Source organism: Paenibacillus sp. FSL H7-0716, assembly GCF_038002705.1.
Lineage (GTDB): Bacteria > Bacillota > Bacilli > Paenibacillales > Paenibacillaceae > Paenibacillus_AQ > Paenibacillus_AQ odorifer.
Genome location: NZ_JBBODA010000003.1, coordinates 22,731 through 36,205 on the forward strand (window position 1 = coordinate 22,731; position 13,475 = coordinate 36,205).

Annotated in this window: 9 protein-coding genes; all 9 read right to left on the reverse strand. The window is 48.4% G+C overall.

The features are described 5' to 3' along the window. Window positions 1-20: 20 nt before the first annotated feature. Window positions 21-1,853 (reverse strand): glycoside hydrolase family 35 protein, encoded by a 1,833-nt coding sequence (locus MHH60_RS04915; protein WP_076138287.1) that lies wholly within the window; start codon window positions 1,851-1,853, stop codon window positions 21-23. 25 nt (window positions 1,854-1,878) lie between these two features. Continuing rightward, entirely contained in the window at window positions 1,879-3,153 is a 1,275-nt protein-coding gene (locus MHH60_RS04920) for an alpha-L-fucosidase (protein ID WP_076138288.1), read from the reverse strand. Window positions 3,154-3,268: 115 nt separating this feature from the next. Continuing rightward, entirely contained in the window at window positions 3,269-4,666 is a 1,398-nt protein-coding gene (locus MHH60_RS04925; protein ID WP_076138289.1) for an ABC transporter substrate-binding protein, read from the reverse strand. Between the two features lie 141 nt (window positions 4,667-4,807). Continuing rightward, complete coding sequence (locus MHH60_RS04930) at window positions 4,808-5,644, reverse strand: carbohydrate ABC transporter permease (RefSeq protein WP_036675652.1); 837 nt, start codon at window positions 5,642-5,644, stop codon at window positions 4,808-4,810. 15 nt (window positions 5,645-5,659) lie between these two features. Beyond that, entirely contained in the window at window positions 5,660-6,589 is a 930-nt protein-coding gene (locus MHH60_RS04935) for a carbohydrate ABC transporter permease (RefSeq protein ID WP_051490863.1), read from the reverse strand. Window positions 6,590-6,758: 169 nt separating this feature from the next. Continuing rightward, window positions 6,759-8,342: a response regulator transcription factor gene (locus tag MHH60_RS04940; protein ID WP_076138290.1), complete on the reverse strand. Its 1,584-nt coding sequence runs from the start codon at window positions 8,340-8,342 to the stop codon at window positions 6,759-6,761. Beyond that, window positions 8,342-10,063: a sensor histidine kinase gene (locus MHH60_RS04945; protein ID WP_076138291.1), complete on the reverse strand. Its 1,722-nt coding sequence runs from the start codon at window positions 10,061-10,063 to the stop codon at window positions 8,342-8,344. Before MHH60_RS04945 ends, MHH60_RS04940 begins: the two co-directional genes overlap by 1 nt. A gap of 67 nt (window positions 10,064-10,130) precedes the next feature. Next, entirely contained in the window at window positions 10,131-12,293 is a 2,163-nt protein-coding gene (locus MHH60_RS04950) for an alginate lyase family protein (RefSeq protein WP_076138292.1), read from the reverse strand. After that, the gene (locus MHH60_RS04955; protein ID WP_076138293.1) at window positions 12,283-13,404 is read right to left on the reverse strand and encodes a glycoside hydrolase family 88 protein; all 1,122 of its coding nucleotides are present in this window, start codon (window positions 13,402-13,404) and stop codon (window positions 12,283-12,285) included. Before MHH60_RS04955 ends, MHH60_RS04950 begins: the two co-directional genes overlap by 11 nt. Window positions 13,405-13,475 lie beyond the last annotated feature (71 nt).

The following is a 13,475-nucleotide window of genomic DNA, read 5'->3' on the forward strand; positions in this document are numbered from 1 at the left end:
TTGGTTAAAGCTAAAGGCATCTACAAATTATCATCCTGCACAAAATTCAACACGGCGTTATCGACGGCCGAAGTTCTTCCCAGATCAGGAAGGTTCACAAGCTCAATCTCGCAAGTCTCCGCACAACCATGCAGCTCCAAAAGAACAAGTTCATTGCTTCCCTTGCGCAGCAATGGGCCCGGGATATATAGGGCGCGTTGCGGCCCTGCGTTCCAGTAGCGGCCCAGATTAAAACCATTGATCCAGGCGACCCCTTTATTCCATCCATCGAATCGTAGAAAGGTATCGCCAATCTCCTCCGCCTCGAAGCTCCCCCGGTAGAATCCGGGCAGACCCGAAAGGGACGCAGCTTGCTGCTTCTCCACCGGGTGCTTCTTGTACGCAAGTGAAGCCAGCTGTTCCTGTTCCAACGGCAAAGTACGAATCGTCCAGTTATATTGCAGCTGGTTATCAATCCGAACCCCGTCCAGAATCCCTTTCGGATCGCGAATGAGCGGCCCGTAATTGATTCGTCCCATGTTCTCGACGAGGATATCCAGCTGTGCTCCCCCAGCGGGGATGGAAAGTTCCAGTGGCAGCGGATTCCAGCGCTCAATCACGCCAAGCACCTGTCCATCCAAGAAGACCTGTGCCCGATCGCGCACGCCCTCGATGTAGAGTTTCTGTTTAGAGCGTGGCCCTTTCACATAAGTGCTGTACAATATAAAACCATAGGATTGTCCGAGCTTCTCCATCGGCTGTACACACACGCTGTTCACCGTTTCTGATAACTTCTCCAGATTGGAAGCCGTGAATAGTTCCGCTTTTTCCGTCAAAGCGACTTTCCCGTAAGAAATCTTCGGAATCGGCTCAGGGAGTGGACAAGCCGGGGCAAATCCATGGTTGCTGAGTACCGACCGGACAGCTTCAAATTTCGCCGTCGTATCTCCCCATTCCGTGAGCGGGGCATCATAGTCATAGCTTGTAGTCGTTGGCTCGTAGGTGACGATATGATTCGCACCATTATAGAAACCAAAATTGGTTCCACCATGGAACATATACATATTAAATGAGGAGCCCTGTGTCAGAATCTCATCCAGAACACCTGCTACATCCCCGGAATCGCGTACATGATGATCCTCCATCCAGTGATCAAACCAGCCGTTCCAGTATTCCATCACCATAAGCGGCTCTTCAGAGCGGTATTCCCGATATTTGCGGAAGGATTCCTCTGTACTGGAGCCGAAATTGACTGTCGCATGCACACCCTCCAGTGTTCCGCCGAGCAACATCTCATCGGTTGGCCCGTCGGAAGTAAAGAGCAGCACATCGATCCCTCTGCTGACCAGTCCATCACGCATATAGCCCAGGTAGCCACTGTCATTACCATAGCTGCCATATTCATTTTCTACCTGAACGGCCAGAATTGGTCCGCCATGTGTGGAGAGCAGCGGAACCAGCAGAGGAATTAGCTCATCGTAATAACGGTCTACCTTGCTTAAATAAAGAGGGTCACAGCAGCGAAGCTGGAGTTCCCCGTAAGCTAGCAACCAGCCCGGCAGGCCTCCGAACTCCCACTCCGCACAGATGAATGGACTCGGTCTGACAATAACATGAAGCCCAAGCTCCCCAGCCAGTTCGATAAAAGATACCACATCGGCCATGCCATCAAATACGAACTCCCCTTCTTTAGGTTCATGTATATTCCAGGCGATGTAGGTCTCCACGGTATTGAATCCGCAGGCTTTCAATTTCAGCAGCCGGTCCTTCCAATATTCAGGCACAACTCGAAAATAATGAATGGCTCCCGATACGATACGATAAGGCTGTCCGTCCAGCAAATAGTGTCCGTCGTTCCAGGTGAGCAGGCTCATTATCGACAACCTCCTTTATTAATATTTATTCTAACGATTCCCCGCAGTGGTAGACGGCAAGCCGTCTGATCTTGGGGCTTGCGGCAGCTTCTGACACCCGTAAGCGGATTTTCTCTGCGACAACCGGAGGGAAGACGTCGATTTTCTTATGGCCAATCGCACTGCCACGCTTCAACTCCAGCCACGCTCCGTTGCTGTACGCTTCCAGCATATATCCTTCTACTCTTTCGCCGTAAGCGATATCCTCCATAATCTCAGCATGATCAATCACAGTAGCTGCTGGCAATTCCAGTTCAACAATATCTCCAGTACCTGCGGTTACCGCCAGAGCCTTGTCAAATCTGCGTCTTATCTCCTTGCCGAATTCCAGCAGCCGCTGCACATCAGCCTCCGGAAACAGCCCGCGGTTGTCAGGGGCTACATTGAGCAGCAAAGTTGCCCCATGTCCAACCGAACGGTAATAAATATCCATTAGCTGCTCCAGAGACAGCAGCAGATGCTCCTCCTCAGGATGCCAGAACCAGCGGTCTTTACGGATGGGCACATCGCATTCCGCAGGCACCCAGCTCGGCGTTCCGGGAAGCCAGTTCAATGAAGCTTCACTGAACATGCTACCCCGCGCAGAATTCGCAGTGTTCCAGCATGGATAAGGAGCAACGCCATCCTCATTGCCAACCCAGCGGATCGTGGGTGCCCCCATATTAAACACCATAGCGCCTGGCTGATGGCGCTTGATCAGATCCATAATCCGCTGCCAATCGTAATTGCGGCCCTCCGACCCTGCGCCGTCGAACCAAATTTCCGTAAGCGGACCATAGCCCGTAAGCAATTCCTGTAATTGCAGGGCATAAAAATCATCGTACGCTTGCGGATCTGCATAACAGGGCTCATGTCTGTCCCACGGAGACAAATAAATGCCGAAGCCAACTCCAAGTTCACGGCAAGCCTCCGCGCATTCCTTAACGACATCGCCGCGACCTTCTTTCCATGGGCTAGAAGCCACAGAATAAGTACTTGTCGCAGTCGGCCACAAGCAGAAGCCATCATGATGTTTAGCTGTCAGTATAAAATAACGGAATCCAGCTTCTTTGGCTGTACTAACCCATTGGTGGGCATCCAAATGAAGCGGATTGAAGACCGCAGGTGAATCATTGCCTTCTCCCCACTCCTGATCGCAAAACGTATTGATGCCAAAATGGCAAAACATCCCCAGCTCCAGGTCCTGCCACTCCAGCTGTTCCCTAGAAGGCAGCGCCAGTTGCTCTTCCGGCTTGTTCTGTGAAAATCTGCTTTCAATCATTTCTACACTCTCCCATATGTTTGTGTAGGCCCAATATATAAATAAGGCTTTGGAAAGCCAGTTGATGACCTTCCAAAGCCCCGTCCACAACTTGTGATACTTGCTTATTCCCTATTTATTTGATAACACCTTTTTCGTTGATAATTTTCGTTGCTTCATCAACCATCCATTGCTGCACCTTATCAATCGATTCATTTCCAAGCATAAATCTGCTGAAGCCGTCATCGATTATTTTGGTCAATTCGGACGTTGCCGTCGTCATCACCTGCGCACCATCAAGGAACTGGATTGCACTGTCAAAGAGTGTATATTTGAGTGAATCCATATCATACATATCCTCTTTGCCAGCTACCAGTTTGGTCAGCAAGGCTTCATTATCCGCTTTTTTATAACCGGAGAATTCCAGTCTGTTATCACTAACAGCCGTTGACATAAATCTCATCAGTTGGAAAGACGCCTCTTTGTTCTTCGAAGTAGCGCCCATCGCCAGCATATTGCCGCTGGTGAAATATTTGCCCTCGTATTCTTTTGGTTCCGATCCTGCCGGAGGCACCGGCACCGGAGCAAAAGCTGTCTTGAAATCATGCGGATACTGCTCAGTATTGCCCGGATCAGCAATCGTCCAGTTACCAGCCAGAATCATAGCAGCTTCTTCATTAAAGAATTCCGTGCGGTAATTGAGCTTAGCCGCTAAAGCGTCTGCATAAGTTTTCGCAGATTTATCAGCAGACTCCATATCTTTACGCAGCTGGAAGAAGTATTTATAGGTTGGATCCGCGAAAATGGTCGTCCCGTCACCATACACGAATGGATCTTTCATCATCGTTTGGGCCGGAGCGTTCATATACAACTCCCAGGTGTGGAAGTATGTGCCGTAACGTTTGTCTACGCCTTCACCTTTGGTCAGTTTTTTGGCATAGTCGCGGTAGTCATCCCATGTCCAGCCAAAAGTAGGTACAGGCAGCCCAGCTTCATCCAGTGCATCTTTGTTCAGCATTACATAGTTACTGCTCTTGGTATATTGCATCCCATAATAGTTGTTGTCTACCTTAGCATTCACATAATATTCATCCTCAGGAACGAGGTTATCCTTCTCATAGAATTCATTCAGCGGGGCAAGTGCTCCCCGGGTCGCCCGTTCAAGTACGCCTCCAAGGCTTGGTACCTGAACAACGTCAATCGCTTCGCCGGATGAAATCAGGAAGTCGAGTTTCTTCAGCATCTCCACAGAATCACCGGGAACGAGTGTCACATGCTCTACCTTAATATTTGGGTTCTGATCCATAAATTCCTGCAGCATGGCATCCGTGCCTGCTGATTGGGCTTCATTGTCCCAGTTGTAATATTTGATGGCGACTTGCTTGTCCACCTTGGTGTTCCCGGCATTCGTACTGGCTTCAGCACCGCCATTCTTCTCTGAATTTCCGGAACTTCCACAGGCGCTTAACGTTAAGGAAACCGCCAGCATGGAGCCTAGTACAACGGATAATCTTTTTTTGCCCTTTGTTTTCATTTTACTTCCCCCCGCACTGAAATTTAAGTATAGTGCCTTGTTCATTTCTTATTATAGGCACCCGCTGTACAAGCCAAGTGCACAATTTTGCTGTAGTAGGATCACATTTTTGACTTTTACCCTCTTTTACATACCCACAAGTCAGCCCTTTACGCCCCCCAAGGAGATTCCGTTAATGACTTGCTTTTGCAGGGCAATGAACACGATGACCAATGGGATGATCGCCGAAACGGCTGCCGTCATCATAATCGCATAGTTGTTCGAATAATCGTCCCGGAACAGTGTCATACCGAGTGGGATAGTGTACAGATTCTTGTTTAGCAAGAAGATCAGCGGATTCTGGTAGTCATTCCAGGTCCAGATAAATTTGATGATCGCCACAGTAGCGAGCACCGGCTTGCAGAGCGGAACAATGATAGACCAGAATATCCGCAAATGGCCTGCACCATCAATTCGCGCCGCTTCAATATATTCGTCGCTGATACCAATCATAAATTGCCGCAGCAAGAACGTGAAGTAGATGGAGAACATACTCATTAATACGATAGCAGCATGAGTATCATAGAGGCCGAACCAACGAATCAGCAGAAAACGCGGAATCAGCGTGGCCTGGTCAGGAATAATCATGAACGACAGCAGTGCCAGAAAGACCATATTCCGTCCTTTAAACTTGATTTTGGTCAAGGCGTACGCCGACATAGATGAGATGATCAGTGTGATGCAGGTTGTAATAATCGCAACTTTAAAGGAGTTTAAATAAAAATGGGAGAAAGGTACCCGTCCCATCCAAACCATCTTGAAATTATACGCTACATTGATCTTCTCGGGAATCCATTGGATCGGGAAGCGCATTACATCTTTTTCATATTTGAAGGCTGCGGAAATCATCCAGATCAGCGGAATAAGAAACACAATGGACAAAGCCCCCATGATGCAGGTTGTGATCACTCTGGACATATTTTTTCTAATCAGTTGCATGTTAATCTCCCCCCTTTATTCTTCATTTCTCATTTTCCAAGTGGCTGCGGTAATCAAGCCGATAACAGCGAATAGCAGCCAGGAAATTGCAGAAGCGTAGCCCATGTTGTAGTATTTGAACCCTTCCTCATAGATCCTGAATACAAGCACGGTAGAAGAATTATTCGGGCCACCCTCGGTCAAAAAGGCGATGATGTCGAACACCTTAAACGAGCCAATCAGCATGGTAATAAGCAGGAAAAATGTGGTCGGACGCAGCATCGGAACTGTGATGGCAAAGAATTTTTTCAGCGCGCTGGCGCCATCTATTTCGGCGGCTTCATAGATTTCATCGGAAATATTCGTCAAGCCAGCCATATAGATAATAATGGTGTAGCCAAGACTCGCCCAAGAACTGATAATGGCAATAGATAACAGTGAGGTCTTTGGATCAACTAGCCATTTCGGAGGGCTGGAAATTCCAAACTCCATCAGCAACTGATTGATCGGTCCAAGAGACGGATGGAACAATGCACTCCATACGGCAGCTATCGCAATAATCGAAGAAATATAAGGAATAAAGAAAGCCACTTTAAAATAATTTTTGAGGAACACACTGTTTTGAATCAATGCCGCGAGCACCAGCGCAATCGCAATCGGTATCGGCACGGTCATAATCATATAAAAAGCATTGTTCTTCAAAGCTTGAATGATACTCGGATCATGGAACATTTTGATATAGTTATCCAATCCGATGAACTCGATTCCTTTGACTCCCGACAATAGATCCCATTTCGAGAAGCTCAAATAAAGTGAGAATCCAAGCGCAAATACATTAAGAAAAAGCATCCCGACAATTTCCGGTGCCAAAAATAGCCACCCGGTTAAAGCCTCTTTCCGTTGCGGAGTCCAGAATTTCCGCTTCTCTTGCAGAATTTTTGGCACAGGTTGTTTTGCAGCCTCCACGTTGTATCACCTCGACAATTTGATTTGTCATTATAGTAATACATCCGCCTTCCGCAAGAAGGAGTGATTATGACCCGGAATGTGCAAGATTTTGACCTTTGTCCGCCGACAACAAAAAACCGCCCTAGAGGGGCGGCGGGTCTGTTCATATCGTTAACAATTGTGCTTCTCAGCGTACCGAATGTTTGGATTTATATTCGCTTGGCGTAGTTCCTACATATTTTTTGAACACTTTTGAAAAATAGGTTCTGTCCGAATATCCCAGGCCGACGGCCAGCGACTCCAGGTTCTGGCTGGAGATTTTCAGCATTTTGGTAGCGACCTTCATCTTGTGCTGATGTACATAGTCCGTAAAGGTCAGGCCAGTCATGCGCTTGAAATAACGCGAAAAATAGCTTGGATCCAGAAACAGATAACGTGCCATATCAATTGAGGTGATATTATCGCCAAGATGCTGGTCGATATACTGCTGGATAAGCTGCAGCTTGGGCTCCTGCGGAGAAGCTCCTGCCACCTGCTGCTTGCTGCCTGTAATCTGTACAAGCTTTCTTTCCACCAGTTCCATCGTATCTTCAAGTGTGCGGGTCTGCACGAGATAGACGAACAGATCCTCATCGAACATCAGGCTCGTAAACATTAACTCGATGCCGCGGAGCATAAAGGATAAATCCCGGGCGAAATCGCCAGGATGAATAGACATAACTTTTGCAGTCCTAGCGATTTCCTGTAGAGTGCCACGGATGGCTTCAAGGTCTTTTTTAATCACGGCCCGTTCCATCTGCGGGATATAGCTGTCCAGAAATCCTTGGGGTGCAGGCTGGAAACGTGGAGAAGCGATTTGCAGAGTATCCAGAACCGTGTAATCCGCACTTGCATAGAACTCGCATTTGTCCTGAACAATCTGCCGATGGATCTGGCCGATTGCCTGTAGCTCCATTTTCTCTGTGACGGCAATAATGCCCGGTTGAATCTTTAGGAGATGGGAGCATTCGGAACACAGCCGCTGTAAATAATCATGAAAATGAAGACTGGCATTCTGCGCCAGATTCACACGGTAATTATATAAAATCACAATATTCTTTTGCTCCAAGAAAGGCGTAATCCCTTCACACGTTTCGGACAGTTCCAAGGCTATATTGTAAATAGCATATAAAATAAGTGGATACTCACTCTGCTTGTATCGCTTGTCGAAGCTGGAAAAATGAATACTAACCGTGCCCAGCATAAACCACGGATACGTCCAGGATATGCCGATTTGCGCCGCATAAGCCAGTGTGGTTTCGGGCGGAGCACCGCCAATCACCCTTTGCAGCAGGTTCTGCCGGAAGAGCTGGCTGTTGTAGCCTGTCTCCCCATGGCTGATCAACCCGATCTTCGACTTAAGCAAGTGTACGGACTTGGCAAGGCTTTTCTCCAGTTGCTCTTCTGTAAGCTGGTCCTTGATTAAATAATCATCTACTTTCAGCTTTACCGCCTGCTGAGCATAATGGAAATCCTCATGACAGGTCAGGAAAATAATTCTGACCTCCGGCTTCATGCGGGTGAAACAATCGGCTAGCTCAATCCCGTTCTTTTGCGGCAAACCAATATCCGTGATCACAATGTCAGGCTGCACTTCCTCAAACATTAATAACGCCTTGGCACTGGAATAGGTGCTGCCGACAATCTGCAAGCTATGTGCCTCCCAGTCAATCATCTGCTGAAGCACTTTGAGCATAGGAACATCATCGTCTATGAGCATCACTTTATACATCAATATCCCTCTCTCTCTGACAGATTAACCTGATGATTGCCTTGCGGCAAATACAGAGAAACGGACACCCCACCCTGCGGCAGATTATGCAGCGACAAGCGGGTATCCTGCCCATAGGTCAGCCTCAGCCTTTGAACTACGTTCATTAACCCGACTCTTTGATAAGCTTCATCCTGTTCATTGTCCTTATACAGTAACCTGCGGTTCAGGCCCGCCAGAACTTCAGCCCCTGCACCGCAGCCATTATCTTCAACTTCAATCATGATCCCATCAGGGACCGTTCGCGAGCGAACGACAATACGCGGTGCCGGGTGGTCAACCAATCCGTGGACGATTGCATTTTCTACAAGGGGCTGCAAAATTAGCTTAGGGACGATGAGCTTCTCTGTATCCTTTTCCAGATCGACCTCCAGTTCAAGAGGGATTTCGTTGCGGATCTTCATTATATCGATATAATGGCCAAGCAGTTTGCATTCTTCCCGCAAGGTAGCCGGTTCATTGACCTTCAAATAGGCCCGGAGCAGACTCATTAATGAATCGATGATCCCACTATGCAGCTTATCTTTGGACAAAATAAGACTACATTTAATCGAATTCAACGTGTTGATCAAAAAGTGGGGGCGAATCTGCATAAACAGCGCCTCCAGCTCCATCACCCGCTTCTGTTCCTGCTCCAGCTCGATGTCGTGAATCAGTCCTTGCAGCTGGTCCAGCATAGTATTCAACGTCTGCCCCAGCTCAGCGATTTCATCCTTGCCCTTAACCTCCAGCCTGACATCAAGATTCCCCATCCCGAACTGGCGCACAACGCGCTGCAGCTTCATGATCGGACTATGCAATCTTTTGGCAATCAGCATGGAGGTAGCCGAAAAGACAATAAATAAGAGGAGTACCAAGCCAATGCCACTATAAAATGTCCGCGAGATCTGGCCTGACCATTCTTTCTCCGAAGCTTCATAGATCAGCTGCCAATCGGATTTGTCGATAGCTCTGGCTGTACGAACGCTTCCTCTCGCTTCCTTGCCTTCTGGAGCCAATTCTGAGTTCCCAGCGATCAAGCCTCCTCCAGAATCAAACAACGCAACCTTGCCAAATTCGACAGGTCCGAGCAATTTATTGAAATAGGATTCAGGAATTGAGATAAGCAGCACGGACACCTGCCGTTTCTCCCGGCTGTCATAGATAACTCTGGCAATATAATAGCTGCTGCTTTTACCGGAACCGCTGTCAGCCATCCCAAGCCATTGCAAGGTCTCCGGTTCGTGAATATTGACACGGCTCATCAGCTTGTCCAGGTTGGCATTGATCACGGATAAATTCTCAGTCCCAGAGGAGATCACAAAGTGTTTCCGGTTGACCAAATACATGCGGATATTATTATTCAACGGCTTAGAGTTGATGAGCGAAAACACATCTTGAATTTGCGTAAAATGTACGTAATCCTTATAGCTATTCAGCCGCCCGGTATCCGCAAAAGACTTCAGATTAGCGCGGAAATTGGTATCGTTTACAATAAAATGGGAAGCGAACGTCACATCATCAATAGTTTTATTTAGTTCGTCAATCATAACGTTCAGGAAGTTATCGTTGCTGAGCTGCAGCTTCTCTACCATCGTATCCCGGATGAGCACGAAGGAAATGATCGATACTGCAATCAGCGGGATAAAAATCAGCAAAAGAAATGAAACCTGGATACGTCTATAGTAAGTGAATTTGAACATGTTTTCTCCGCGCCTCTCTCATGCTCTTTTCTTTTATTCTATCAGCCCGTTGTCCAGTATTCATACATTATCTGATTACCGTGACCTTCTTTTGACCGTCTGCAGAAACAATAAGCACTACTTCTCCAAAAATTTGTACGTCTTCCACTACATAGGAATCTAAATGACTGGATGGAATCTCGTGGCTGATCACGATAATATGCTCCTCATCCCTTTCGGGGAAGATGATGCGGCAGGCCTCAGCCTGTGCAGCAGCCACCAGTTCACCTGTATGGCGGTAAATCGGCACCTGTTCGACCAGCGGACAGAACAACTCACCCGCAGGCTGCGGGTACAGCACCTGCATGATCGAGACCGTTCCTTTCCCCTTTTGGGAGTACACAGCATACTGATTGGGTTCCAGCAGATTATATTCGCGGGAGATTACCCCAGCATCAACCCTGCCCTGAAGACCATCAACATGAACAGGAAGGATACAAAGATTGGCGTCCCTCTCATTTTTTGTACGGCATATTAGCGTTCCATCTTCCATCTGAACCGTTCCTGGTGCAAAATGAAAATGCTGGGAAAATGTATGCTCCTGCAGGGAACTGAAGCTGTCCACCAGAAACCAGTAAAAAGGCTTAATAAATAGGATCCGCCTTAACGGGTAGACCGGATCATCCCAATGACGGTAGCCGTCATGGCTGCCCTCTACATAATCAAAGTCCGGATGGCTGATCCATTGGCAGCCCGTTGGCTTCGCAATCTGAGAGAAGGACCATGTATCCGTGACTTCGGTAAATCCAATTCCGTCGACAGTGGTCGTATTATGGGCAGCGCTTTCTTTTAGCGCTTTTCTAAGTGGTGTATGATCACTATAGTTGTATCTGCCAAGATCGGTAAGCAAATCCCTCCCATAAGCATACAGATCGAAATGTAGCAGATCCGCGTGCCCATGTCCACCCCCAAGCGGTCCGCAGTGAAAATATAGGTACAAATCCTGCTCGTCCCAGCCCGTTCGCATCACATAATGGCCTGAATGTGCATAGGAGCGTGACAAGTTTGGCGGTAGCTCCGCAGTCAGCCGCTCGTAGCCCTCAACTCCATTTATCCCAAACAACCAGGCATTGTCATAATCCATTTGATCGTATCCGCCAAAACGGAGTACAGCATCCTGAAATAACCAGCCCGCATAAGTCAAAAGCGAACGGATATCGCTGTCATCACTATCGCCAAGCATCGGCTGCCGGTGATTCGGCTTGGCCCAATATAATGAAGCGACAGCCATTTGCTGAACCTTTTGCTGAAATTCTTCCTGAAGCTCCAGTCCGTTCAATCGGGCTAAGCGGATGCAGTCGAGAAAACATACCAAAACCTCATGGTGATAGGTGGGCGATTGCTCCCAGTGGATGCCGTCCGCCATGATCTGGATTCGAGCCGTCTCACCCAGTCTCTCCTTACTGAGCTGTCGCCAGTTATTGGCGCTAGTGAACTCAGGGAAGTAGAGCGCAGTTTGGAACAAACCACAAGTCTCTAACACCCCCCAGTTGCTGATCTTCTTCCAGCCCGTAAACGATAAAGCTAAATATTGGCCGTGTTCATGCAGAGATATCATCACTTTGGCCAGCAGCGTCGGTGTGAGCAGCGGACTATCCTGTATATAAGACAGCGCTTTAATCCAGTTAGCACAGCGAAGGCCCGCTTCAATTGTGCGCCATGTCAGCGAATCATTCGTAGGCTTGTCTGGAACGGGGTTACGGTCTATCCAATCTTCAAGCTGGCAGCAAAATGCTCTCGCATAATCCTCTTTACCTGTTATCGCATACGCTTGTCCTAATGCCACCCAGTAGCGGTGGCGATTCAGCATATAAGCCCATTCTACATCCTTGTCCGGAACATGACGCCAGTCAATTTCTTCCTCAAAGGTAACCGGAATGCGGCTGCGCTCCATATCCCAGGGAAAACGAAAGAGAAACGTCTGCTCCACAACTTCATCCGCTGTCTTCATTACAGCTTCCAGCTCGTCTGCACAATAAAGCCGTACATAGTCAATAAGCTGCTGCTTCCGGTTATCCTCTATCCGCCAGCCCGGCATGCTCCGGCGGGTCAAATACCGATGCAATTCAGTCAGCGCATCGTCCTGCCGGGCTTGGCTAAGCGCATTCTTCACTAGAGCTAAAGCGGGCAACTCAAGGTCGAGCAGCGCAAAGACGGCATGGGGGGAGATTTGTCTGATATCAGTGTTCATACCAGTACCCCTTGTTGCCTTTTTGCAGCCGCATCAATGCTTCAAGATAGAAATAATCTCCCCAGATCATGAAGTCATCTGGAGACAGATCGCCGCGCACATGGTAAGAACCATGCTTCAGCAGCCCCTCCGCCTCTTCGCCGAGCGTGGAATAGTTCTGCACAAGCGAAGTCATCGACTGCACTAATCCCTGCTGAAAATAAGCCCGCTCCGGATCCTCCCCATCCATTAGCTCCAGCAGTTCCTGTAGTCCGGCTGCTACTATTGCTGAGGCCGAGCTATCCCGGTAAGTATCCGGAGATACCGGAGCATTAAAATCCCAGTAAGCGACATGATCCTGCGGCAAATGCTCCAGAAAATAGCGGGCCATCCGCTTGGACGTTTCCAAATACAACGGATCTTTGGTATAGCGGTAAGATAACGCAAAACCGTAAACACCCCAAGCCTGCCCGCGCGTCCAGGTCGACCCGTTAGTAAAACCCTGGTGTGTGGCGCCGCCAATCGGCTCTCCGGTCTTCGGGTCGAAGAAAAACGTATGGTAAGAGCTGTCATCTCCCCGTACCAGATACCGTCTCGTTTTCTCCGCCTGCATGACCGCCACCTCCCTGTATACGGAATCACCGGTCTGTTCTTCTGCCCAATACAAAAGGGGAAGATTTAACAGACAATCAATAATGATGCGCCCGCCTTCCTGAGCATCCCCCTCCGGCCCCCATGCCTGAATATAACCGCCAGCTGTACGCCAGCGCTTCAGCAGCAGGTCTGCCGCCTGCAATGTCAGTTGACGCGCAGATTCGTCTTTATCTATAATCCACTGGGCTTTAGAGGATAACGAATACAGGAAGCCAATGTCGTGATGATCAAGCACGGTCTTTGCCGCGAAACGGCGGCGGAAATCTTCTACGGTATGGGATGCCGCAATACGGAAGCTGTCATCCCGCGTATATTCATAACACAACCACAACATGCCGCTCCAAAATCCGTTAGTCCAGTCGTCGTTGTTATTGAGCTGATAAGTTCCATTCCTGCTGACATGAGGGAAACTGCCCCCGAACCGGTCTATGTTCTTACGCACCTTCTCTATCGCATCTTCAATCGCACTGCTCCACATAAGTTCCTTGCTCCCTTCAGGTCTCCGTTTCTTACGTTTCATGATAAGGAGAGTGAACAGGATCTAATAGG